Source organism: Sinorhizobium garamanticum (assembly GCF_029892065.1).
Lineage (GTDB): Bacteria > Pseudomonadota > Alphaproteobacteria > Rhizobiales > Rhizobiaceae > Sinorhizobium > Sinorhizobium garamanticum.
Map to the genome: position 1 here is coordinate 3228601 of NZ_CP120373.1, position 22899 is coordinate 3251499.

A 22899-nucleotide genomic window follows, 5' to 3' on the forward strand; every position below is an offset into this window, starting at 1 on the left:
TGGATTCAGGGGATTACGTGATGTGACGCCTATTCCATCGAGTGCGCGGGGCCGAAGCGTTCCATGATGAACGAGGTCTGGACGGCGGGGCCCTGGAGGCGGTCGGTCTTTTCGAGCTCTACCGTCGGCATTTCGCCTGGCGGCGTGCCCTGCTGCCAGGAGGTGGTGAGAAACAGGCCAGCGCCGGCAAGAAATCCGATGGCAACATAGATCCAGTGATTACGCATGACTGAAACTCCTTCTGTCGGAAGGCAAATGCGTGAGGGCTTGTCTGGTTCCCCGGTATCGGCCCGGGAGCCATGGGCTCATCAAAGTCTAAAGAATATGCGCCGCACCGTCATTTCTTGTTTTTTACAGTATAAATATTTGTCGGCTTGCCGGTTTTTCTAGCCTCGCTCACGTCTTTTTTACCGGCAGGTCAGGCAATGGTTTCCTCTGCGTGCACGACGGCCAACCACCGGCCTCAAGGCGCGATGATGTCTCGTCCCGTCGCTCTGCTTGCGGAAATGCCACCAATAAAATCATGCCCAAGCCCCTTGAGCATCGACCTGTTTTTGATTGAAGCAGAGGGCTTTGTCTTATGCAAGGGAATTATAATATACGTTTGTATAGTAGGGGCTTGGGCCGGATTCGCGGGTCGCACGGAAGTGGTCGGGCCGGCAGTGGAGGGCATGCGCGGATTCCGGAAGGTGGGACTTCAAGCAAAAATGCTGTCGCTAAATGGCCGATCGGAAGCTTTTCCTTTGCCGGGTCTTGCGTCCCGCGGGTGAGTTGGATTATTCCGTAAATCAAGGATAGGAATTTTGTCCTGACGCGACGGCTGCTTCGGCAGCCGTTTCGATTCCTGAGCTTATCAAACCATCGTCAAACAACGGATTACGGCAGCCGCTGCGCGTCTCACGATGCGGCGCGGCGTCGTATGCGGCCGGTGATGCGCCTTGACGGAACAGCGACCCTGAGGCGTCCGAAAGGATGCGCGGCGCTGCGGCCTTGGCAGCGTCACCGGCCGCCCCGCAGCCACCCGGCCGATCGCAAGGCGCAAGACGCTTGAACGACGTTGACACAGAGGCGCAACGCGACGGCCGGGCGGGCTGTGGAGGGCGGAAGCCGAAATGCGGCCGCTACCGCAAATCCTCGAGTGCGATGAAGAGCGTGCCGAATTCCACGCGACCCTTGTCCGCGAGCGCATCGGGGAGCTCGAAATAGAGCTTCTCGGCGTGCGGCGATCCTCCGCCGACGAAAACTTCGTCCGACCTGTCGGCGAAGACGCAGCAGGTGGCGGGGTCGTCGGGCGCGGCGCGCACCCTCAAGCGGTAGCTTTCGCCCGACAGGAAGAAGCGGATGCGGACATCGTGCTCGCCGACCTTGAGCGTGCAGAGATCGCCGGCGCCGCACCAGCCGGTCGCGTGGACGAAACTCTTATCGTATTTCTGAATCCACGCCTTGACGAGGTAACGCGGATCGCCGGTCTGGCCCGAGGCGAGCGCAGAGGAGGCGGATATGGCGGCGAGAAGTGTCATTGCGAGTGAGTCAGACATGTTCACCTTGTCTCTTGGCCGAGGGGCGATCTGTGCAATATGTCGAGGGACGATGCGCTGACGGGTTTCACCTCCCACCAGTCCGGCTCGGGCTTCCTCAGGCCTTCGACGAGGATGATAATCTTGCCGAATTCTGCCGCGCCTTTTGCTCCCGTTTCGGGAGGCGTGTAGTAGAGGGTTCGAACGTGCGGCCTACCGCCGCTCAGTCGTGCTTCGGACCGTCCGTCTTTGAAAACACAGCAAGGTGTCGGTTCGAACGGCGCAGAGCTGAATGCGAGCACATAGCCGAAGCTCGAGACCTCTCTAAGCTCGATTGCGTATTCGCCGATCGTGAGCGAGCAGAAATAACTGCCGTCGCACCAGCCGGTCGTGTGCTCGAAGCTCTTGTCGGCGTTCTGCAGCCAGGCCTTGACGAAATAATGCGGCTCACCGGTCTGCCCGGCTGCGAAGGCTGGAATTGCCGATGTGGCTGCGAGCAAGGTCGTGGCAATGACTTTCAGCATGTGGCCGGTTGGTTTCCGTGACGGGCTTGCGAGGCGCGCGGGGTGCTCGCGACGTAATCTGAGTCGCGATTCTGGCGCAATTATGGGTAGCGAAGATTATCGATGCACGCTCCTCTCCGACGCAGGTCCCGCGCCTGTTCACACGCTGAAAAAGTCGATGGAAGTGAGGCGACGGACGTGATCGACGACGATGTTTCAAGCGCGCCGGGGCTTTGCCTGGACGATGCTGCAGATGGGCAGGCCGCCGGTCCGGCAGCGAAGGGCTCGCGCACGCGGCTCGGCGGGGCCTTCCTCGAAGCGGTACAGGCGGATTTCGAGGCGCATGGCGTCGACGTGATCGCGCGGCTGCGCGAGGAGAAGCCGGAGTCCTATCTGAAGCTCCTGGCCTCGATCCTGCCCAAGGATCTTTCGGCGAATGCCAACGCGCTGGACGAACTGACGGATGAAGAGCTTGTCCGGCGCATCCGGATGCTCGATCAGACAATCCGGCCGCTGATCGAAGCGCCGGCGAAGGGCAGGGCAGCACGGAAGCCCGCACGGAGGCGGCAACCGGCGGGGCGGTGCTCCGGACCGGAGAAGGCCGCGGGCTGAATCCTGCAGCAATTCAAAGTGTTGCGGAGGTTTAGAATTTGCGGAAGACCTGTGCTGCTGCAGGTTGGGAAGGATGAGGTGGAGGCCACCTCATCCTGATTGCATCAGCGCACCCGCGAGACGCCCGCGGGAACCGCGGCCTCGCTGCCCGAGAAGACGATGACGGCGAACATCAGCACGCCGGCGAAGGCGATGAGCGAGGAAATGGCGACGATCGGTTCCATCGCCGCGTTTCCGGAGAGCATGAGATAAAGCGATGGGATCAGCACCGCGACGCCGAATGTGTAGACGACGTACTGGATCATCGCCAGGCGCTTCTCGGCCTTGCGCGGATTGAGCGCGTGATAGACGCCGAAGAGCGCCATGGTGACCCAGCCGAGCAGGTTGGCGTGTGCATGGGCGCCGGTCGGGGCGTGGTTACCCGAAATCGACATGTGAAGGCCGATCGAGATGCCGAAAATCAGAAAGATGATGGCGGTCTTGAAGTAAAGATGTGCGATGCGTGGCATTGGTTCTCCCCCTCTGTAGCCGACGGAAATTTAGCATGTTCTCAGGAGCCTGAGAACGTCGCCATAAAAGGATCTTTGGCGCGCCGGCGCTGTTACCGATGTTACAACCGAAATAATGCGGCGGCGACGAGGCGGAGCTGGACAGCAATGAGGGCGGGTGAAAGAGGTTTAACCGACTGGCAATCGCGCGGTATCCGTGGAACTTATTGAGGCGGCGGGAATTCTGTAGGAACGAAAACCATCCGCTGCGCCGACGCGCCCGCGTCAATAGCACAGCGGAACCTTGCATTGCTGCATAATTTCATCCGTGGATCGAATTATGCGAGCGGAGGATTGCGATATGCTTGGAACCGTACTTCTCGTTATTTTGATCCTGCTCCTGATCGGCGCCTTTCCCACCTGGCCCTATTCGGGCAGCTGGGGCTACGGCCCTTCCGGCATTCTCGGCATTCTGGTGATTGTGCTGCTCGTCCTGTTGCTGACGGGGAGGATCTAAGCGAGCTCGCAGGCGGACGGGGATTGGGGCCGTTTACCAGCTTGCGCCGTCGATCAATCGGTGCGGGATTTCCTCCCAGACGGCGCGGTCGAACATCCGCATGTTGACGCCCATGCGCGAGGTGTTGCGCCCGCGCGGCGACCAATGGGTCGTGCAGCCGCAGCGGCCACAATGGTACATAGTGAGCGTCGCGTCGCCCTGGACATAGCCGACGAGCGTTTTCTGCTCGTCGCTGACGGTGACGTCGCTTACAGGATAATAACCCCAGAGCGCACCGAGCCGGCTGCACATGGAACAGTTGCAATCGCCGAGCGTCTCGGGGCGGACGGGAACGGTGATGCGCACTGACCTGCAATGGCAATGACCTTCGATCATGGTGATGCTCCTTCGCTGAGCCGGCCCGTTCAAGCATTGGCCAGCACCGAAGTAAGCGCAAGAGGAGAACTTAACCCGGGATCGGAACCGGGGCTACGGCGCCGCGCGTCTAATCAGACGGGCAAACGACGCTGCGGCACTCTGAACTGCCACATGTTTTTATAGTTAAACCGGGCACGATCTAGGGGAACCTGCAGTGGGTTGCGACGTTTTCAGGGCAAGTACGAAGGCCCAGCGCGGCTGCACCGGATTGCGGCATTTCCTTAAATCGGATCCGGTTTAAGGAAACATGCAGGAGCCCGCGCCACTGCTCCGTCCAGTCGGGCCTTCCCGGACGGGGCAAACCACCTCATTTCTTGATCGACGATGTTATCTCGCTCGAGACGCGGGGACGGCAGCTGTGCGATTTTGGGCCAAGGCGACATGAAGAACCGCGGACACGGCAATGGAGAAGGTGAGAGCAGCAATCGAAGCGCCAAGGCCAGTTTTGACCATCTCAATCCCCTTTCAAGCGCGTTGTTGTCGTCCGTCTCTTCAGAGCGTGGCATGACGTTAATCGTGTGGCGCCGATTGAGATGTTCCCCTGGTAACGCGAAATATGGTTAACGATCGGTTGATGGTGGCTGTCGCCCGCCGAAATGCCGTGCGCCCGATAAGGCGCTCGGGGGACGCTGGGCGGTTTCCGGTTTTCCCTTTGGATATCTTTGCAGTGACGGCATCGCCGGCCGCGGGGCGGCCGGGCGATTTTCGCGACAATTCGAGCTCTCAGCTTACTTGGTGGTGATGCCGTGGTCGGGAGCGCCTGCGCTCGACCAGCAGGAGCAGGGTTCGCCGGCCGGACCGGTGCCATAGTAGCACTGTGTCAGGCGGGTGGTGCATTGGCGCGGCGAACTGTCCACGACAGCAGCGGCCACTTTCGGTCGGCGCACGGGTGCGGGCGCTTCGGCGGTCTCGGTGCACGAGGAAGCCAGCGCCGAGAGGCAGAGCGTAATCAATAGGGTACGGCTGGTTCTCATTCGGTGGAATTTCCACGACTGCTCGCCAAAGGCAAGAGCCAATGATGGAACAATGCGCGAACCGGCGGAGAAAAAATGCCAAACCGTTCGACAGGGCCGGCAGCGGCGGTACCGGGCGCCTCCGGGCAGCCGTCCGATCTCCACGCGTTGCTCAAGGAACAGGCGGTGCTGATGGCCGAGCTCGACCGGCGGCGGCGCACCAATATTCTCGCCGGCTACCGGCCCTATGCGAAGCAGCGCGAGTTCCATGCGGCGGGTGCCGCGGTGCGCGAACGGCTCTTCATGGCCGGCAACCAGCTCGGCAAGACGCTTGCCGGCGCGGCGGAGGCGGCGATGCACCTGACGGGGCGCTACCCGGACTGGTGGGTCGGCCGGCGGTTCGACAGGCCGATCGTGATGCTGGCAGGCTCGGAATCCTACGAGCTGACGCGCGACGGCGTGCAGCGGTTGCTGGTCGGCCCGCCGCTCAACGAGGAGGATTGGGGCACCGGCTTCATTCCGAAGGCGGCGATCCAGGCGACCACGCGGCGTTCCGGCGCCTCCGGCGCGCTCGACAGCGTGACGGTGCGCCACGTCACGGGAGGCGCCTCGACGCTGCTCTTCAAGGCCTACGAGCAGGGGCGCGGCAAGTGGCAGGCCAATACGGTCGACTATGTCTGGTTCGACGAGGAGCCGCCGGAGGATGTTTATTTCGAAGGCATCACCCGAACCAATGCAACGCGCGGCGCGGTCGCTGTCACCTTCACGCCGCTTAAAGGGTTAAGCAGTGTCGTGGCGCGTTATCTGATGGAAAAGTCGCCGGATCGCGGGGTCACTACCATGACGATCGACGATGCCGAGCACTATACGCCGGAGGAGCGGCAGCGGATCATCGACAGCTATCCGTCGCATGAGCGCGAGGCGCGCACCAAGGGTGTGCCGGCACTCGGTTCGGGGCGCATCTTTCCGGTGGCGGAGGAGACGATCCGCGTCGATCCCTTCGAGATCCCGAAGCACTGGGTGCAGATCGGCGGGCTCGATTTCGGCTGGGACCACCCCTTCGCCGCGACGAACTGCGCCTGGGACCGGGACGCCGACGTCTTCTATGTGACGAGGACCTATCGCGAGCGCGAGGCGACGCCGATCATCCATGCGGCGGCGCTGAAGCCCTGGGGACGTGGCTGCCCTTCGCCTGGCCGCATGACGGCCTGCAGCACGATAAGGGCAGCGGCGAGCAGCTTGCCGCGCAATATCGCGGGCAGGGGCTCGCGCTGCTTGCCGAGCGGGCGACCTTCGACGACGGCACGAACGGCGTGGAGGCGGGACTTTCCGACATGCTGCAGCGGATGCAGACCGGGCGCTGGAAAGTGTTTTCCACCTTGACCGACTGGTTCGAGGAATTCCGCCTCTACCACCGCAAGGACGGCCGCGTCGTCAAGGAACGCGACGACCTTCTCTCCGCTTCGCGCTATGCGCTGATGATGAAGCGGTTCGCCAGGGTGAAGACGGATGCGGCGGCGTGGAAGTTCACGGATCGGAAGGTTGTTTGAGGGTGTCGTCTTCCAGGTTCGTTTCGCCCGACATCGGGTGGTCCATTTCTGTCGGTGCGATGGAGTGCCTGGCGGTGGTTCCTCCTGATTGCCGAATAATCGCTACCCGGAGGAGGTATTTCCGCCTCCCGTGCCGCGGACGAGGGCTTAGCCCACAGGGAGTAGACGTCCATGCTTCGTTCGCGGAGCGTTCCTTCGGTGTTCGTAATTACTTGAGCCGTTGTTTGTGTAAGCGGCGCGCAGCGGGTATAGGCCGCCTGGATCGAGATTGCGGCAGGCAAAAGATTCCGGCTCTTTGAATCCAGGCAATTCCACGCAGAAAAATCGCACCACACTTTCTCTGGAATTGCTTTAGAAACCACGCAATCCGGGATGGAAAACCGCTCCACACTTTTCCTGGAATTGCTTCAGTTGCTCGGAGCGATTGGCGGTGTGGTCGGCGGCGCCACCGCATCGGGATTGAGCGCCAGGATGCTCACCACGAGGGCGATGAGGATGAGTATAAGCGCCAGAAAGGCTATTCCGCTCTTGTCCATTCCGCATCATGGGGAACCGAATGTGAGAATTTCGAGGCAGTCGGCAGCACACGAGGCAATAGCCTCGGCCTTACTGAATGTTTCCTTAATTCGTAGCCGATTTAAGGATAAAAACATGCAGTAATTCAAACTGCTACAGCGCGTCCTTTGCGCGTCTGATTAGAAAACGCGGCGCTGTAGCGCCTAAAGCCTGTTATCGCGTCTGGGTCTGGGCAGCCGGCAGGTAAACCCTGGCCGAGGCCTGCTCTTCGCTGGTCAACGATCCCGCCAAGAAGAGATACGCTGATATGGCGAGGACAGACAGCAGCAGAATGGCCACAGGCAGGCCGGTCGAAGCGTGATATTCCGGCCCTCGGTAATCTTTTCCAATCATCGTAACGAACTCCACTCTATGCTCGTACGAAAACGTGCCATCGGTGCAACAGGTTCCTGCACAATGGGTGGCCAGGGATAACAATGGTTGAGGCGTTATGACGTAAGGGCATTATACCATGCTCCTCAGCTCATGGCCGGCGATTACGGGTGATGGGCAGTTTTCTGCCGTCATCGGTTCACTCTCTGTTCGTAGCTATTTTAGGCAGGGCGCGCACGCGCGACGAACCAGCGTTTCCGTCGAGACCAGCCCGCTGGTCGGTCGGAAGCGTTCAGCACGATACGGTCATTTCGAGCGCGTTTTTCAAAGCCCCACAAGCTATACGAATGCAGGCTTACAGCGCGGCGTCTTGTCAGACGCCGCAGTCCGCGACAGCAGCGCAATGGGTTTGGCGGATGCTCTTTTGCTGGTGCCTGTCACAGGGATCCAGCGCGCGGAAGGGTCTTTTCAGCCTAAAGACCTGGGCGGCTGGAAATCTCTGCCAAGCACGGGCATGACGATGGGCAGGAGATGCCTTGCCCACCGCAACCGACGAGGCAGCCGTGGGCCGCGGTCGTGTACTGTGATCCCCTCATATCAGCAGGCACCCCGCGTGCCGATCGAGTCGAGGGGCGATCAAAAGACCGCCAGATACCGTAGCAGTGACAGGATCCCGATGATGATCACGACGGCTTGGACGATCTGCCTGGTGCGCGCGTCTAACGGAAGCCGATTTACGAGATAGAGCACCAGGATGACGACCAGGAAGGTGATCAAGATGCTGATAAGGATCGACATTGCCTCGCACTCCCGACGAAAGCTTCCGATAAAGGCTTAACTATGGGAGGTTTTGCGGAAGGGAAGGCCTGCTACCGAAGATAGCATTCCGCTGCGAGGTGATGGCGTCTTGGTGGGCGGCCCAGTCGCCACCTCCTTCCCAGTCGAACTGGACAGACCTTGTCTTTGTCACAAGCGGAAAGAGTGCGGCCTCCGCATCAAGGCGATACGGTATTCCGTGCCCATCGAACATTTCTCGAAGTTGGCCAGGCGTTTCGCACAAGCGGGCCGGACAATGCGGCCATCCAACAATTCAAAATCGAACTCCACGGCCCGAAAGGTTTCTCTGATGGCTGCAATGACCGATGAACGGCTGGCCGCGCTGGTCAGCCAACTGGTGAAGGACTGCGAAGACTATCGCGACGTGCTCGCCGTCGATCGCATCAAGGCGATGGAATATTACGACGGCACGATGAAGGACGTGCCAGCGGACGCCAACCGCTCGAAGGTGGTTTCGCGCGATTGCCGCGCGGCGATCAAGAAGGTGCTGCCGTCGCTGATCCGCACCATACTCGGCAACGACAAGGTGGTGGAATATGCGCCCGTTAACGAGGGCGACGAGGCGGCGGCGAGCCAGGCGACCGACTACATCAACTATGTCGTCTTTCCCGAAAGCGACGGCTATGACGCCGTGCAGGACGCGGCGCACGATGCCTTGAAGCTCCGCAACGGCGTGATCCGCTGGTGGTACGAGAACAAGGTGTCGGTCGCCGTCTCCACCCATATGCCACGACGGCGCTGACGCCGTTCGGCCGATCCCTGATCGACGACGCCGACGCGGCGACGGCGCGCTCCACGCTCGGTCTCGTCATTGGCACGAATGTCCAGGCATTCGACGCCGGGCTGCAATCCATCGCCGGGCTGACGACGGCTGCCGACCGCATGATCTACACGACGGCCGCCGATACCTATGCCGCTACCCCGCTCACGGCCTTCGCCCGCACGCTCCTCGACGATGCCGACGCGGCAACGGCGCGGAGCACCCTCGGCGTTGCGATCGGGACAAACGTCCAGGCCTACGATGCCGGCCTTGCGGCCATTGCAAACCTGGCGGTGACTAACAGCAACTTCATCGTCGGCAACGGGACCACCTGGGTGGCGGAAGGCGGCGCAACAGCCCGCGCCTCGATGGGAGCAGCATCAACAGCGACGACCATGACCGCCGGCAACGGCCTGACCGGAGGCGGCGACCTTTCGACCAGCCGAACACTGACGCTAGGCACGCCCTCTAGCATCACCAACGACACGACGAACAGCGTGACAACCACCAGCCACACCCACGCATTGGGGTTCACCGCGGCGGAGGTTTATACGGGTTCGGCGCAGGATGCGACGAGCCTGCCGATTGGCCATGTACTGAGTGCGTCCACGAATACTTGGATCAACCGTAACCAGAGCGTCGGCATTTACATCTATAGCGGCCAAGCGATGAGTTACGTCACGCAATACTATTCTGGTTTGGGAGCTCAACTGGCCGGCACGTGGAGGGCGAGGGGTGTCGTGGCCGGTAACGACCAAATTCAATTGTTCCAGAGGACCGCATGATGACCGAAATCTCCCTGGGAAAGCCATCGCTTAACGCTGTGTATTCTGTGTATGCGACGGCCGAACACGGCGTCTTTGTACTTGACTGCAATGTCACCGACGCATTCGGTGAGACGTACGACGCAGTTCATTGTTATCGACCGGACGATTCTTACGGATTAAGTCCGCTCGCTGGGCAGTGGCTTGCGGACAACACGTCGTTTCCCGTACAGCCGTATGTACCTCCTACGCCGGCACAAATTCGCGCGTCGATGTCGACCCTTACTGCGCGGCAGCTTCGTCTTGGCCTTCTGGGTGCTGGGATTTCTCCCTCCCAGGTCGATCCTGCTATCAACGCTTTGCCTAGGGGACAGGCAAAAGACAGTGCTCTGATCGAATGGGAATACGCGAGGACCTTCGACCGAATGCATCCGCTTGTTTCCACGATAGGTGCCGCGCTGGGGCTAACTGATGACCAGATCGACTTGATGTGGAGCGCGGCGCTCGGTCTTTGATCTATACCCATATGTCTTGCCGTCGGTCTTCCGCGACCTGAAACCGATGCGGGAATTCTTCAGCGCATTGAAAGCGACCAACTGAGCCGCTGACGACCGCATTGCCGGTCGCCGCTGGATTGAAAGATCTGCCAACGTCCGATAGTTTCCCCGCCTCTTCTCCCGGCGAGGTTGCTGATGCCCCGATTCTCCATTGTTATCCCGTCACGCAATAGAGCGGACCTCGCTCTTAGTGCCCTTCAGAGCGTCCTTGAGCAGGACTTTCGAGATTTCGAAGTAATTGTCTCTGATAACTCCGACAACGCCGAATCGGAGGCGCTCTTTAGGGCACTTCAGCCGTTTTCTGCGGATCCCAGATTTCGCTACATCAAACCGCCGCGCCCATTGCCGATGACGGCTCACTGGGAATGGGCGGTTGCCCATGCGACATGCGAATACGTCGGTATTCTCACTGATCGCATGATCCTCCGGCTGTATACGCTTTCGACTGTAGACGCCGTCATCGCTCGCGACGGCCCTAAGCTTGTCGCTTATGAGAGAACGAATCTCATTGAAACGGGGACTTCGTTTGCGGTCCCGCAAAAAGGCAGCGGCGCAGCACCACTTGTGACGATCCGGAAAACGGCGCCGATCATCGAGGCTTTCAGCCGGTCGGACTTCAGTCCGATGGATACCCCGCGTTTCCTCAACAGTTTCGTTTCGGCGACGTTTCTTGACCAACTCCGATCCGAGTACGGCTCTGTGTTTACCGGTGTGGCACCCGATTACGGGTTCCTCATGCGCGTGCTTGATCAGGTCGATGAGTTTCCCTTCATCGAAACACCTCTCTTGATCAAGCACTCCGAGGAACGCAGCAACGGCAAGAGCTTCACGCACTACAACCTCGATAAGGCTGGCAACGACTTCATCGCCTTCTCACGAAGCGAGCAAGGGGAGTTTCTGAAATTCTCACCGATGCCGGACGACCTAGTAATGATCACGAACGTGATGATGCGAGAGTACGAAATCGGCCGGTATAACCAACGCCGCGGCCATTTTCCGAACTATGAGAAGCAGGCCTTTTATAACGAAAGCATGCGGCATCTGATGGTGTTGAAGCGCGAAGGGAAGGACGTTGCACCGCTTCTCGATCGGATGGAAAAATACCGAGAGGAAAACGGCCTATCTTCATATCGGCTAAGCAGCCGTGAACGGCGGAAGCACATCAGGGCCAAAATCCGCAGGATCTTGGGGTTTTCGCCTCGGAAAAGGGAGCCGAAGGTCGAGGGCCAGACGTTCCCAACAATTATCGATGCGCTGAGGATCGAGGCTCAGGAGAGGCGGAAACGTCTCGTTCTGTTAAATGAAGAACTGATTTCATTCGGCTGAATTCTTTCCGACCCGCAGCTAAGCCGGACCTCGAACTCCGGAATTTCGGCCAGTTCTTCCTTCAAAGCCGCTGCCCGATTTTCGGATCGTAAACCGCCTTCAGTTTCATCCAGAATTCCGGAGTTGTGCGGAAGAATTTTCTGAGCCGTAAGGCGGTGTCCGTGGTGACAGCGGTTTTTTCGGTTGCGAGGCGCTCGATCCGGTGCGCGGAACCCTGAGCTTTTTTGCCAGAGAGCCTGCGCTCATATTGAGGGGCACAAGAAACTCCTCCCGCAGGATTTCGCCCGAAAACCCTGATCATATATGTACGTCCAATGCCCGCGTAGGGGCGTTCCTAAAGGAAAAATCAAAATGAACAAAACCGTGCCTGCCGGCGCGGCGATTCTGCTCGACTTCATTCGGGAGACTGAGGTCGGGCGGAAAGACCGCGCATCCTATGACGTGATCTATGCCAACAGGCAGAACAGGCTGAAGCGGCCGCTGACGACCATGAGCTTTGGCGATGTCGTCGACGCGCAGGAGGGCTGGTTGAAAAGCCATGGCTCCAGCGCCGCCGGCGCCTATCAGTTCATGCGGGCGACGCTGATCGGATTGGCGAAGGAAATTCCATCGGTCAAGGGAACCGATCTCTTCACGCCGGATCTGCAAGATCGCCTTGGTTTTCACCTGCTGAAGCGCCGCGGCTATCAGGCTTTCGTGACCGGCGAATTGTCGCTGGTCGAATACGGCAGGCGGCTGGCGCAGGAGTGGGCATCGCTGCCAGTCCTTGCCGACACCAGGGGGCGCCAGCAGCAGGTGAAGCGCGGGCAATCCTATTACGCCGGCGATGGGCTCAACAAAGCGCTGGTCAAGCCGGAGAAGGTGGAAGCCGTGCTGCGTCAGGTGCTGGCCGTGGCGCGGCAGCCGGTGGAAGAGGAACCGGCCGCGCCGATGAAGCGGGAGGAAGTCGCGCCGGTCACGGCAGCGCGCCCTGCGTCGAAGCGCAAGGCTGTCGCGAGATCCGGGCGCTTCTGGACCTGGCTGCTGACGGCCGGCGCCAGCGTGGTCACCGCCTTGAAGGAATTGAATCTCGTGACACTCGACTGGCGGGTGCAACTCGCGATCCTCACCGTGATTGTCGGCTTCGCCGTCTACGCCATTTCCTCCATGCCTGTTGTGCGCGAGGCGCTGGGTCTCAAGTGATGATGTTCTGGGGAAGGATCCTTGGCGGCGGGCTCGTCCTCGCCGCCGTCTTTTGGGCCGTCCTCGCCATCCGCGAGGAGGGGGCGCAAGCGGTGAGACATGCAATCGAAAGGCAAAACGATGAAGCAGCAGACCGCGCTGACGCGAAGCGTCGCGCTTATGATGCCTGCCTTGGTTCTGGCGGGGTGTGGGATTTCGCGGCCGGTCGATGTGACGGGCCTGAGGCGCGTCGTCGGCGCTGATCTTGCCGGTGCCCGCGGCGCAACGCCGGCTGACCAGCGGCGCATAGACCGCACCGTTGTCGGCCTTTGCGCTGGGGCCATATGGACGAAGGCAGAATGCGAAAGACATGGACCGGGCGACGATGGGAGCGGGCGGCGATGATTGATGGCAGCGTTCACCAGCAGCTCGGGACGCTGATCGCCGAAGTGAAGAACCTGCGCGAGGATTTTCGACGGACCGAGGACCGGGCGGACGCAAGCCTTGCCTCGACGATCCGCCGCATGGACGAACTTTTCGAGCGGGTGGGTACCCTCGAAGGGGCGATGTCGCTGACCAAGGAAGACATTGCCGACATGAAGCCGGTGACCGAGGACGTGCGGAAATGGAAGCTGATGGGAATGGGTGCGCTCGGCGTCATCGGCATCGGCGGCGCGGCGCTCGGGGTGACCTTTGCGGACGCGGCGAAGCGGATGCTGGTGTTGTTGCGCGGTGGGTAGGTCGCAACCAGTGATTCGCTCCGCCGCCGAATCGGATACACCGAGTTTGGCGGCTTGCGGTGCCCGTCATGGTTGCGGCTGAGCCGGTCCGAAACGCGGAGGAACAATAGTCCAGGTTGTGTTTCTCTTTGCGGCAAGCGTTTGCCGCGAACGAGAGTTTCGCCAGGTTCGCGGTGGCTGTGGATATCGGGCCGACTACATGTCATCTCGCTAAAATTCCATGGGCGCGATCGAGGCGATTGTGGTTACCTTTTCACCGGGGGAGGGACCAAGGGGATGGTGACTGTCGCCGACATCAATCTGACATGGGTGCAGAAACGGGCGGATGCCTATTGCGCCAAGCTTGGTGACCATGAAATGGGCTTTGTCTTGAAGCGTCAGGCGCGCGGAGACTGGGCCTGGACGATCTGGCATTGCAACGGAACCGGAAGCGACGATTTCCGTCATGCCACGACGCTCGACGCCGCCCAGGCGCAAGTGCTGGCGGGCGTGAAGGACTGGTTCCGCCAGGCCGGCTTTTCGTAAAATACAAGGGGAGATGCTCTCCGGTCAGGTGCGCCGCCTTCACAGGGGATGGCGGGGGACTGCTTTCGCTGAAGAAACTCGCTGCGGACCCTCCCTACGGAAGCGGCGGCCTGGTCTCGGGCGCTGTGGGCGCGTGTGAAAATCAGTCTAAGCCGAAGAAATCGTAGCGGTAGCGCCGGCTGACGAGGCGGAGCGAGCCGTCGGGCTCAACCACATAGGTCTCGTAGACGGTGCGCCCCGCGCGATCGTTGAACTGGTGTGGCACGATGCTGCCGACCGGCGCCTTCCTAAGCCTTGTCCGCGGCTGGCCGCCATAGGTGATGCTGCCGGGTATCGGTTCGAGATAGGGCGAATAGCCGAAGGTGACGGCGGTGGCTGTGCAACTGCTCAAGCTCGAAGCGAACAGCATCGCGGACAGGATGGCAGCCGACATCGCGGGCAGGAGGGTCCTCATGGCTTTTTCTCGTCGCTCGAAGTGGCCCGGGTGATGCGCTGGAAGCGGCTTAAACGTCGGCCTCGCAAAATAACGCACTCTGCAAGCGCAGGGTTCCCGTCCGGAGCCGACGGTAGGTTTCCTTAAATCGTCGGAATCGCTCCAGCCGCCGGCTGCCGAACGGGACATGGTGTCCGGCGGCATTTCTTTCGCTGTCAGCGGGAGTGTCTCGTGATGAAATCGTAGTCGATGTGGCGGCGGATCAGCTTCAGCGAGCGGTCCGGCTGGATCACATAGGTCTCGCGGGCCAGTCCGCCTTGAGTGAAGAACTGGTGCGGCACGATGCTGCCGACCGGTGCCTTGGTGAGTTTCGTGCGCGGCTGGCCGCCATAGGTGATGCTACCGGGGATCGGCTCCAGTTCGGGCGCCGTGGCGGTGCAGGCCGCAAGGAGGAGCGCGGCGGCGCAAGTGAGAGAAGCAAGTTTCATCGTGCGGTCCTCGGTGTTGCCTTGTCCGTACCGAACATCAACGGTCCATGTCGCCGAAGATTTCGTAGTCGATGCGGCGGCCGACGAGCCGCAGCGAGCGGTCCGGTTCGATCACATAGGTTTCGTAGACCCGGTGGCCGAAATTGTCGAAGAACTGATGTGGCACAATGCTCCCGACCGGCGCCTTGGTCAGCTTGGTGCGCGGCTGGCCACCATAGGTAATGCTGCCGGGAATGGGCTCGAGGTAGCGCCCATAGCCGACCGACGGCGGCCGGCTGGTGGTCGTGCAAGCGCTAAGCAGAACGGCAGCAAAGAGGGCGGGCAAGGCATGCTTCATGGCGATCCTCTCAATCACAATACTTCTACAGCGCCGCGCGTCTAATCAGACGCGCAAAGGTCGCTGTAGAGCTTTGAGTTTCTGCATGATTTTGTCCGTAAATCGATTCCGATTTAAGGAATCATGCAGTAGACACGGCGCGGAGAAACCGCGCGCGGTTTTCCTCTTCCCTCTTACCGGTCGGTCAAAAGGTCATAATCGATGCGGCGGCTTATCAGCCGCAGGGAACGGTCGGGCTCGATGACGTAGGTTTCGGAGACCTGGCGACCGAATTTGTCGCGGAACCGGTGCGGCACGATGCTGCCGACAGGGGCCTTGGTGAGCCGCGTGCGCGGCTGGCCGCCATAGGTGATGCTGCCCGGAATCGGCTCGAGATTGCGCGAGTAGCCCACCGACGGCGGGGCGGTGGAGGCGCAGGTGGCGAGCAGGAGACCCGCGCAAATCGCGGGCAGGGCGGTCTTCATGGTTGTTTTTTCCTTGGCTCCGGCGATTGCGTCCTCTCCGTTGCGCGAAGGGCCGTTGATACACGTTAAACTGGCTGCGGCATCATATTCCTTCTTCAACAACGATCAAAGGAACCAACGAGTTTCGGTTGAGTTTCTTGTGATCCACGGCGCTGCGACATGAATCTGTCGGTATTTCAGTTGCATTCGATAGACGCTTTGGAGGATGTAGTGGATCGGACTCGTCGCTGCGTGTTTTTATTCCTTTAATCAGTTTCGATTTGAGGAAAAATGCAGTAGAGGCCTCGTACGATCCGCGTTGCTTCAGGTACTGCTCATGACCGCCGAACAGTCGCTTTCGTTTCTCGTCATCGGCGCCATGATGGCCTTTTTCATCTGGGACCGCTTCCGCTACGATATCATCGCCTGTTCGGCGCTGATGCTCTCGGTCGCGGTCGGCATCGTGCCATTCGACCATGCCTTCGACGGCTTCAGCGACGATATCGTCATCATCGTCGGCAGCGCGCTGATCGTCAGCGCCGGTGTCGCCCGCTCCGGCGTCGTCGATGCGGCAATCCAGCGCTTCCTGCCGGACCTTAAGTCGGTAAGGGCGCAGCTTGCGCTTCTCGTCGTCACCGTCACGGTGCTTTCCGCCTTCATCAAGAATATCGGGGCGCTGGCGATCATGATCCCGGTCGCGTTCCAGTTCGCCCGGCGGTCGAATGTCCAGCCCTCGGTCTTCCTGATGCCGATGGCCTTCGGCTCGCTGATCGGCGGGCTGATGACCCAGGTCGGCACCTCGCCCAATGTCGTCGTGTCGAGGATGCGGCAGGACTTGACCGGCGAGAGCTTCACCATGTTCGACTTCACCCCGGTCGGCGCGTCTGTGGCGCTGGTCGGCGCGGTGTTCCTGCTTTTCGCCTATCGGCTGGTGCCGGAGCGCAAGAGCCAGCAGGTTTCCGTCAACCAGGCGATCGAGATCACCGACTATACCTCCGAGGCGGTCGTCGTGCCCGGTTCGCCGATGATCGGCAAGCCGCTCGGCAATCTCGTCAAGCTCGGTGACGGCGGCGCGGTTGTCATCGCCATCTTCCGCCGCGGCACGCACCTGGCGCCGCTGCCGGACGCTATTATCGAGGCGGACGATATCCTGCTGCTCGAAGGCGGGCCGGCGGCACTCGACCGCATCGTCTCCCAGGCGAAGCTCAGGATTCCCGGCGACCGTCTGCCCGCATCCAACAACGGCAAGGCGCCGGCCGATATCGAGGCGATCGAGGCGGTGATCGCCAGCGGCTCGCCGCTCATCGGCATGTCGGCGCAGCGGCTTGCGCTCTTCAACAATCACAACATCAACCTGCTTGCCGTCAGCCGCCAGGGCGAACGGCTGAAGCAGCGGCTCGGCAGTATCCGGCTGCAGGCCGGCGACATCGTCGTGCTGCAGGGGACGCGGCGCGACCTGCCGCCCTTCCTGCAAGATTTCGGCTGCCTGCCGCTCGCCCAGCGGGAAATCCTGCTCGGCACCATCCGCCGCGCCACTGTGCCGCTCATCGTGCTGGCCGCCGCCATGGGGGCGACGGCGGTCGGCGTCGTGCCGGTGCCGGTTGCCTTCTTCGCGGCGGCGCTCGCCATGGTCATCTTCCGCGTCATCCCGCTGCGCGACGTCTACCGTGCGGTCGACGGGCCGATCCTCGTAATGCTCGCGGCGCTGATTCCGGTCAGCGACACCTTGCGCACCACCGGCGGCTCCGACCTGATCGCCGGCTGGCTGAGCGGCATCGCCGCTGACCTGCCGCCGGGCGGCGCCCTGGCGCTCATCCTCATCGCCGCGATGGCGGTCACGCCCTTCCTCAACAATGCCGCTACGGTGCTCGTCATGGCGCCGATCGCCGCGAGCTTTGCCGCCGCGCTCGGCTACAAGCCGGATGCCTTCCTGATGGCGGTGGCGATCGGCGCGGGCTCGGATTTCCTCACCCCGATCGGCCATCAGTGCAACACGCTGGTCATGGGACCGGGCGGCTACCGCTTCAGCGACTATCCGCGCCTCGGCCTGCCGCTCTCCGCCGTCATCGTGCTCGTTGCCGTGCCGATGCTGATGTGGGTCTGGCCGCTGCACTAGCATATTGACGGTCGACAGGGGCCGTCTCTTGGTCCAGATAGTTCCTGTTGTACCAGTCGGCGATTTCGCCACCGGTCGCGAGCCACACTTCGCGACGCGAAGTGATATGGGCCAGCGCGCTCGCGAAATGCTTGCTGCGGTGGGGATGGCCTATCAGGAAGGGATGCAGGCAGATCGCCATGACCCGGCCCGTATTCGCGCCGTCCTCGTAGAGGACGTCGAACTGGTCGCGCATCGTTTGCGCAAAAGCCTCGCCGCTCTGGCCCTGTTCGAGAAAGGCGGCAAAGTCGTTGATCTCGACCGAATAGGGCAGCGACAGCATGGAGCCGTTCTTCACCCGCATCGGGTAGGGCTGCTCGTCATTGACCCAGTTGGCGACATATTCGATGCCGGCTTCGGCGAGGAGGTCGAGCGAGCGGTGCGATTCCGTAAGACCGGGGCTCAACCAGCCGCGTGGCTTCTTTCCGGTGCGTCGCTCGATCGTTTCGATCACCGTTCTGATGATCTGGCGCTCCTCTTCCTCTGGCTGGCCATTGATCATCGTCGAGTTGTTGGTGCCGTGACCCATCCATTCCCAGCCAAGCGCCTTGCCGGCCTCGATGATGCGCGGATAGTGGTCGCAGACGTCGGAATTGAGCGCCACGGTACCCTTGACCCCATATTTCTCCATCACCTCCATCAGCCGCCAGATGCCAACACGGGCGCCGAAATCGCGCCACGAATAATTCAGCACGTCGGGCACGAAGCCGGCGGTCAGCTGCGTGATGGAACTCGAGGGCCGGTCGAACAGGAAGTGCTCGACATTGGGCACGACCCAGACCGCAACCCTTGCGCCGCCGGGCCAGTTGAGCGGCGGACGATCGATGATGGCGGAATAGTCGAACCGGTTGTGGTGCTGTGGTGCTGTTGAAATCTGGGACATGGTCCTCTCCTTCAGTGAAATCATGGACGGCAAGGAGGCTCCGAAAGGCCGGCCTGCCGCGTTCGTTGAAGGTAAGCCACTCGATGTAGCCGAAAAATGCGCTACAATTCCGAGCACATCGGGCAATAATGTCCGAAATGGGGTTTGGTAGATGGACAGTCTCGGATCGCTCAACGCTTTCGTCCAGGCCGCGGACGCCCGCAGCTTCACGCTTGCCGGGCAGCAATTGGGCGTATCGTCCTCGGCGATCGGCAAGGCGGTGGCACGGCTGGAGGAACGGCTCGGCGTGCGCCTCCTCCATCGCTCGACCCGCTCGATTACGCTGACGCCGGAAGGGGCGCTATTTCTCGAACGCTGCCGGCGCATCTTCTCGGAGGTCGAGGCGGCGGAACAGGAGATTGCCCAGACGCAGGGCGCGCCACGCGGCAAGCTGCGTGTCAGCATGCCGCTCATCGGTATGCTGATGATGCCGGCGCTTTCGGCCTTCATGCGCGCCTACCCCGAGATCGAGCTCGACCTCGATTTCAGCGACAGGCTCGTCGACGTGATCGACGAAGGTTTTGACGCCGTGGTGCGCGCCGGGGAGGTCAGCGACTCGCGGCTGATGATCCGCTCGCTCGGCACCTTTCGCCTCATGCTCGTCGGCTCGCCCGATTATTTCGCGCGAAGGGGCGTGCCGCGTACACCGGAAGACCTGAAATCCCATGCCTGCCTGCAGCATCGCTACGCGACCAGCGGCAAGCTCGAACGCTGGCCGCTCAAGCGCGGGGAGAGCGACATCGACCTGCCGACGACGGCGGTCGTCAACACGATCGAGCCGCTGATCTATATGGCAGAGCAGGGGCTCGGCATCGCCTGCTTGCCGGATGTCGGGATCCGCCGCCAGCTTGGTGACGGCACGCTCGTCAGCGTGCTCGACGACCACGTCGAACATTCCGGTCCATTTCGCATCCTCTGGCCTTCCAGCCGCTACCTCTCACCCAAACTTCGGGTCTTTGTGGATTTCATGGCGGAGAACCTGTTTTCGGTGTGAGGCAGGTGCTTGTTCCACGCTGTCAGGCGTCTCCGCCGCCCAAGGACTTTGGTGCGGGAGCGCAATAACCGCTCGCGCTGACGTTCTCGTCTTGCGAGACGTAATGTTATTTAGTAACAAGAGCGGCCACTGCGAGACACCCACCCATGTTGATATCTCCTTGCTTACCTCATCCGCCGGTTGCCTCACGCCGCGATTCATGTCACCAAGGGCGTGATGGTGCTGCTTTCGTGATCCGGAAGCGGCTGAAAAGGGAACACGGTGAGGACGACCCAGGAGGGGCCGAAACCGTGGCTGCCCCCGCAACTGTGAGCGGAAAGCGCATTCACACCATGTCACTGGCGAAAAGCCGGGAAGACGTGAATGCGCGGCGACCCGCGAGCCAGGAGACCTGCCATCGAACCGATCAACCACAACGGACGGGGTGTTCCGATGGAAAAGAACTGGCTTCTGCTTGGCGGGCAACCGTCTCCTTGCATCTTCGCCATTTTCTCTCCGGCCCAGCCCGGCGGAGACAAGCCATGGCGAATTCAGACTTCCGACAACACAAGATAACCCTCTGCACCGATTGCCGCTTCACCGGTGGGCCATGCCGGCCCGGCGCCGAGCTGCTCGCGCAGTTGAACCGCAGCGTTTCCGCGCTCGGCCGGCCGCTCGATGGGAATTTCTCGATCGCCGGTACTGTCGCGATGGCGGCCTGCACCCGGCCATGCACCATCGCCTTCCAGGCGACCGGCAAGGCGACCTATCTTTTCGGTGACATCTCGCCGGACGAAGACATCGACGATCTCGTCAGCTTCGCCGCCGCCTGTGCCGAAGGGAAGGCGTTTGACGCTTCTCCGCATCACGCTTTGGATCTCAACGGCAAGAGCCTTGCGCGCATACCGGCGGCGCTCCTCGTCTCCGAGGAGACCGCGGGGCGGCTGCAATGAGCGCGGGGAGGGTATCATGAGCTGCCTCGAAACAGGCGCGGCCCTCCGCGTCGAAAAGCTGGAATGGGGGCCGCGCGTCGGCCTTCGGCTTGTTCGCAATATCGGCTTTTCGATCGCGCCGGGCAGCCGGCTCGCGATCATCGGCCCGAACGGCGCCGGCAAGACCTCGCTCTTGCGCTGCCTCTATCGGGCGGTCGAGCCGACGGCCGGGCGTATCGAGATCGACGGCGTGAACCTCTGGGCGATGAGTGCGCGCGAAGCGGCAAGGACGATTGCGGTTGTCTTGCAGGAAATGCCGGGCGATTTCCCCTTCAGCGTCCGTGACGTCGTGATGATGGGGCGGATCCCGCGTCGTGAGGGGATCAGCGGCTGGAGCGATGGCGACCGCGAGCGGGTCGCGCATGCGCTCGAACATCTCGACCTTACCCATCTCGCACGCCGCCAGTTCGCCACGCTTTCGGGCGGCGAGAAGCAGCGGGTGCTGATTGCCCGGGCGCTTGCCCAGGAACCGAGGATCATCATCCTCGACGAGCCGACCAACCACATCGACGTCCGCCACCAGCTCGAAATCCTCGATCTGTTGCAGACGCTGAAGCTGACGATCGTCACGACGCTGCACGATATCAACCTCGCTGCCGAGTTCGCGACCGATGTGGCGATCCTGACGGAGGGGCGGCTTGCGGCCTTCGGCCCGCCGGAGATGGTGCTGAAGCCCGCGGCGCTCTCTGCCGCCTTCGGCGTTCATGCCACCGCGCATGCCGATGCCGCGGGCCGTGTTTCCCGCTTTTCCTTCACACTCTCGCGGCCCGACGCAATGCCCGCCGCGCGATCCTCCCGTTCCACAGGAGCCATCCGATGAAGAGATTTCTTTTTGCCGCCGGCGCGCTTGTCCTTGCCGCAGCCCCCGCGCTTGCCCATCCCGTGACCGTCAAGAGCTGCAACCGCGAGGTCACCTTCGATGCCGCGCCCAAGCGTGCGATCTCCAACGACGTCAATCTGACGGAGATGATGCTGGCCTTGAAGCTGCAGGATCGCATGGTCGGCTACACCGGCGTTTCCGGCTGGAAGACGCTGGACGAGCGCCTGCGCGAGGGCGTCAAAGAGCTGCCCGAACTCGCCGAAAAATATCCGACGAAGGAGGTGCTGCTGAATGCCGACGCCGATTTCTACTTTGCCGGCTGGAACTACGGCATGAAGGTCGGCGGCGAGGTGACCCCGGAAACACTCACGCCCTTCGGCATCAAGGTCTACGAGCTGACCGAGAGCTGCATCCACATCATGGCGAAGGGCAAGCCGACGATGGAGGATATGTTCATCGACCTCCTGAACCTCGGCCGCATCTTCGGCGTCGAGGACAGGGCGGAAGGGCTGGTCGCGGGCTACCGCGCTGAGCTTGCCGAGATCACTGCCAGGATCAAGGGCGCCGAGCGGCGGCCGGCAAGTGTCTTCGTCTATGATTCCGGCGAGGAAAAGCCCTTCACCTCCGGGCGCTACGGCATCCCGACCGCGATGATCGAGGCGGCTGGCGGCGTCAACATCATGGACGACGTCGAGAAGAGCTGGACGGAGATCTCCTGGGAGCCGGTGATCGACCGCAATCCGGAAGTGGTGGTCATCGTCAATTACGGCGAGGTGACCGCCAATGAGAAGATCGCCTTCATGAAGAGCAACCCGGCCTTCAAGAACGTGGACGCTGTGAAGAACGACCGTTTCGTCGTGCTCGACTATGTCGAGGCGACGCCAGGCCCGCGCAACTTCGAGGCGATCCATCGGCTGGCGAAGAGTTTTCATGCCGAGGCGATGTGAGGGGCCGTGGCGTCGAGGTTTGACGAGCAGCCACATCATCAAGTCAGTAGTTTTGCGGCGCACAGCCGCCCGGCCAAGTCAGTTGAGTTGTATGCGCGCTGCCCAAAATCCGCCTCCCACCAAGTCACAAGTCAGTTGGTTGGGTGCGGCCACCACACCCACCTCATCCATGTGCTTGTCAGAGGGATCCAGCTACGGTGCGTCGGCACCGTGAATGACTCGCATTGGGGTTTTCAAAGGGAGCATCAGCGCCGCGGCACAGGAAGTGGATTGG

General features: G+C 61.4%; 27 protein-coding genes, 3 pseudogenes and 1 riboswitch. Of the genes and pseudogenes, 16 read left to right on the forward strand and 14 right to left on the reverse strand.

The features are described from left to right. Window positions 1–29: 29 nt before the first annotated feature. The 3 genes from PZN02_RS15145 to PZN02_RS15155 form a co-directional block, all read right to left on the reverse strand. Window positions 30–227, reverse strand: a complete 198-nt coding sequence (locus tag PZN02_RS15145; RefSeq protein ID WP_280658777.1) for a hypothetical protein — start codon at window positions 225–227, stop codon at window positions 30–32. Window positions 228–1121: 894 nt separating this feature from the next. Continuing rightward, complete coding sequence (locus PZN02_RS15150; RefSeq protein ID WP_280658778.1) at window positions 1122–1538, reverse strand: hypothetical protein; 417 nt, start codon at window positions 1536–1538, stop codon at window positions 1122–1124. Window positions 1539–1540: 2 nt separating this feature from the next. Next, window positions 1541–2041, reverse strand: coding sequence for a hypothetical protein (locus PZN02_RS15155; protein ID WP_280658779.1), 501 nt, complete (start codon window positions 2039–2041; stop codon window positions 1541–1543). Between the two features lie 177 nt (window positions 2042–2218). Between PZN02_RS15155 and PZN02_RS15160 the strand changes: the two genes are divergently transcribed. Further along, window positions 2219–2632, forward strand: a complete 414-nt coding sequence (locus tag PZN02_RS15160) for a hypothetical protein (protein WP_425336249.1) — start codon at window positions 2219–2221, stop codon at window positions 2630–2632. A gap of 104 nt (window positions 2633–2736) precedes the next feature. On the opposite strand, the gene PZN02_RS15165 is transcribed toward PZN02_RS15160, so the two are convergent. After that, entirely contained in the window at window positions 2737–3141 is a 405-nt protein-coding gene (locus PZN02_RS15165; protein WP_280658780.1) for a hypothetical protein, read from the reverse strand. Window positions 3142–3481: 340 nt separating this feature from the next. Between PZN02_RS15165 and PZN02_RS15170 the strand changes: the two genes are divergently transcribed. Next, the gene (locus PZN02_RS15170) at window positions 3482–3637 is read left to right on the forward strand and encodes a DUF3309 family protein (protein WP_280658781.1); all 156 of its coding nucleotides are present in this window, start codon (window positions 3482–3484) and stop codon (window positions 3635–3637) included. A 33-nt stretch (window positions 3638–3670) separates the two neighbouring features. Here PZN02_RS15170 and PZN02_RS15175 read toward each other — a convergent pair whose 3' ends face one another. Together PZN02_RS15175 and PZN02_RS15180 are read right to left on the reverse strand one after the other, a co-directional pair. Beyond that, a complete protein-coding gene (locus PZN02_RS15175; protein WP_280658782.1) occupies window positions 3671–4012 on the reverse strand; it encodes a GFA family protein in 342 nt (113 codons plus the stop codon). Window positions 4013–4782: 770 nt separating this feature from the next. Continuing rightward, window positions 4783–5028 (reverse strand): hypothetical protein, encoded by a 246-nt coding sequence (locus PZN02_RS15180; protein ID WP_280658783.1) that lies wholly within the window; start codon window positions 5026–5028, stop codon window positions 4783–4785. 171 nt (window positions 5029–5199) lie between these two features. Between PZN02_RS15180 and PZN02_RS15185 the strand changes: the two are divergent. Continuing rightward, window positions 5200–6557, forward strand: a pseudogene (locus PZN02_RS15185) (terminase large subunit domain-containing protein). A 407-nt stretch (window positions 6558–6964) separates the two neighbouring features. On the opposite strand, the gene PZN02_RS15190 reads toward PZN02_RS15185, so the two are convergent. Together PZN02_RS15190 and PZN02_RS15195 are read right to left on the reverse strand one after the other, a co-directional pair. Further along, window positions 6965–7093: a hypothetical protein gene (locus tag PZN02_RS15190; protein ID WP_280658784.1), complete on the reverse strand. Its 129-nt coding sequence runs from the start codon at window positions 7091–7093 to the stop codon at window positions 6965–6967. Window positions 7094–8081: 988 nt separating this feature from the next. Continuing rightward, window positions 8082–8243: a Thivi_2564 family membrane protein gene (locus tag PZN02_RS15195; protein WP_280658785.1), complete on the reverse strand. Its 162-nt coding sequence runs from the start codon at window positions 8241–8243 to the stop codon at window positions 8082–8084. A gap of 328 nt (window positions 8244–8571) precedes the next feature. Here PZN02_RS15195 and PZN02_RS15200 point away from each other — a divergent pair. The 4 genes and pseudogenes from PZN02_RS15200 to PZN02_RS15215 all read left to right on the forward strand — a co-directional run. After that, window positions 8572–9006 (forward strand): annotated as a pseudogene (locus tag PZN02_RS15200) (portal protein); the annotation flags it as partial. Then, window positions 8967–9827, forward strand: coding sequence for a hypothetical protein (locus PZN02_RS15205; RefSeq protein ID WP_280658786.1), 861 nt, complete (start codon window positions 8967–8969; stop codon window positions 9825–9827). The pseudogene PZN02_RS15200 and the gene PZN02_RS15205, both read left to right, overlap by 40 nt. Then, the gene (locus PZN02_RS15210; protein ID WP_342394702.1) at window positions 9824–10321 is read left to right on the forward strand and encodes a hypothetical protein; all 498 of its coding nucleotides are present in this window, start codon (window positions 9824–9826) and stop codon (window positions 10319–10321) included. Before PZN02_RS15205 ends, PZN02_RS15210 begins: the two co-directional genes overlap by 4 nt. A 177-nt stretch (window positions 10322–10498) precedes the next feature. Then, on the forward strand, window positions 10499–11689 hold the full coding sequence (locus tag PZN02_RS15215) for a glycosyltransferase family 2 protein (protein WP_280658787.1): 1191 nt from the start codon (window positions 10499–10501) through the stop codon (window positions 11687–11689). On the opposite strand, the pseudogene PZN02_RS15220 reads toward PZN02_RS15215, so the two are convergent. Further along, window positions 11632–11968: pseudogene (locus PZN02_RS15220) on the reverse strand (HigA family addiction module antitoxin). The gene PZN02_RS15215 and the pseudogene PZN02_RS15220 overlap by 58 nt on opposite strands. 72 nt (window positions 11969–12040) lie before the next feature. Here PZN02_RS15220 and PZN02_RS15225 point away from each other — a divergent pair. From PZN02_RS15225 to PZN02_RS15240, 4 genes are all read left to right on the forward strand, one after another. Next, window positions 12041–12871 carry a lysozyme family protein gene (locus tag PZN02_RS15225; protein ID WP_280658788.1) on the forward strand — a complete coding sequence of 277 codons (831 nt, stop codon included), beginning with the start codon at window positions 12041–12043 and terminating at the stop codon, window positions 12869–12871. A gap of 120 nt (window positions 12872–12991) precedes the next feature. Further along, window positions 12992–13255: a hypothetical protein gene (locus tag PZN02_RS15230; protein ID WP_280658789.1), complete on the forward strand. Its 264-nt coding sequence runs from the start codon at window positions 12992–12994 to the stop codon at window positions 13253–13255. Next, window positions 13252–13590: a DUF1515 family protein gene (locus PZN02_RS15235; RefSeq protein ID WP_280658790.1), complete on the forward strand. Its 339-nt coding sequence runs from the start codon at window positions 13252–13254 to the stop codon at window positions 13588–13590. Before PZN02_RS15230 ends, PZN02_RS15235 begins: the two co-directional genes overlap by 4 nt. A 276-nt stretch (window positions 13591–13866) precedes the next feature. Further along, window positions 13867–14115 carry a hypothetical protein gene (locus tag PZN02_RS15240; protein ID WP_280658791.1) on the forward strand — a complete coding sequence of 83 codons (249 nt, stop codon included), beginning with the start codon at window positions 13867–13869 and terminating at the stop codon, window positions 14113–14115. 142 nt (window positions 14116–14257) lie between these two features. On the opposite strand, the gene PZN02_RS15245 is transcribed toward PZN02_RS15240, so the two are convergent. The 4 genes from PZN02_RS15245 to PZN02_RS15260 all read right to left on the reverse strand — a co-directional run bounded on the left by PZN02_RS15245 (window position 14258) and on the right by PZN02_RS15260 (window position 15837). Further along, window positions 14258–14524, reverse strand: coding sequence for a hypothetical protein (locus PZN02_RS15245; protein WP_280661516.1), 267 nt, complete (start codon window positions 14522–14524; stop codon window positions 14258–14260). 239 nt (window positions 14525–14763) lie between these two features. Beyond that, on the reverse strand, window positions 14764–15036 hold the full coding sequence (locus PZN02_RS15250; protein WP_280658792.1) for a hypothetical protein: 273 nt from the start codon (window positions 15034–15036) through the stop codon (window positions 14764–14766). A gap of 37 nt (window positions 15037–15073) precedes the next feature. Then, complete coding sequence (locus PZN02_RS15255; RefSeq protein ID WP_280658793.1) at window positions 15074–15373, reverse strand: hypothetical protein; 300 nt, start codon at window positions 15371–15373, stop codon at window positions 15074–15076. Between the two features lie 173 nt (window positions 15374–15546). After that, entirely contained in the window at window positions 15547–15837 is a 291-nt protein-coding gene (locus tag PZN02_RS15260) for a hypothetical protein (RefSeq protein WP_280658794.1), read from the reverse strand. A gap of 316 nt (window positions 15838–16153) precedes the next feature. On the opposite strand from PZN02_RS15260, the gene PZN02_RS15265 reads away from it, so the two are divergent. Further along, window positions 16154–17932, forward strand: coding sequence for an SLC13 family permease (locus PZN02_RS15265; RefSeq protein WP_280658795.1), 1779 nt, complete (start codon window positions 16154–16156; stop codon window positions 17930–17932). Here the strand turns inward: PZN02_RS15265 and PZN02_RS15270 are convergent. Next, window positions 17880–18854, reverse strand: a complete 975-nt coding sequence (locus PZN02_RS15270; RefSeq protein ID WP_280658796.1) for a polysaccharide deacetylase family protein — start codon at window positions 18852–18854, stop codon at window positions 17880–17882. The genes PZN02_RS15265 and PZN02_RS15270 overlap by 53 nt on opposite strands. 151 nt (window positions 18855–19005) lie before the next feature. Here PZN02_RS15270 and PZN02_RS15275 point away from each other — a divergent pair, with 151 nt between their 5' ends. From PZN02_RS15275 to PZN02_RS15290, 4 genes are all read left to right on the forward strand, one after another. Next, complete coding sequence (locus PZN02_RS15275; protein ID WP_280658797.1) at window positions 19006–19887, forward strand: LysR family transcriptional regulator; 882 nt, start codon at window positions 19006–19008, stop codon at window positions 19885–19887. A 200-nt stretch (window positions 19888–20087) separates the two neighbouring features. Continuing rightward, window positions 20088–20300: riboswitch (cobalamin riboswitch) on the forward strand. A gap of 108 nt (window positions 20301–20408) precedes the next feature. Beyond that, entirely contained in the window at window positions 20409–20819 is a 411-nt protein-coding gene (locus PZN02_RS15280; protein WP_280658799.1) for a DUF1636 family protein, read from the forward strand. A gap of 16 nt (window positions 20820–20835) precedes the next feature. Next, the gene (locus tag PZN02_RS15285; RefSeq protein ID WP_280658800.1) at window positions 20836–21678 is read left to right on the forward strand and encodes an ABC transporter ATP-binding protein; all 843 of its coding nucleotides are present in this window, start codon (window positions 20836–20838) and stop codon (window positions 21676–21678) included. After that, complete coding sequence (locus PZN02_RS15290) at window positions 21675–22625, forward strand: ABC transporter substrate-binding protein (RefSeq protein WP_280658801.1); 951 nt, start codon at window positions 21675–21677, stop codon at window positions 22623–22625. The genes PZN02_RS15285 and PZN02_RS15290 overlap by 4 nt, the downstream gene beginning before the upstream one ends. Window positions 22626–22899: the final 274 nt, after the last annotated feature.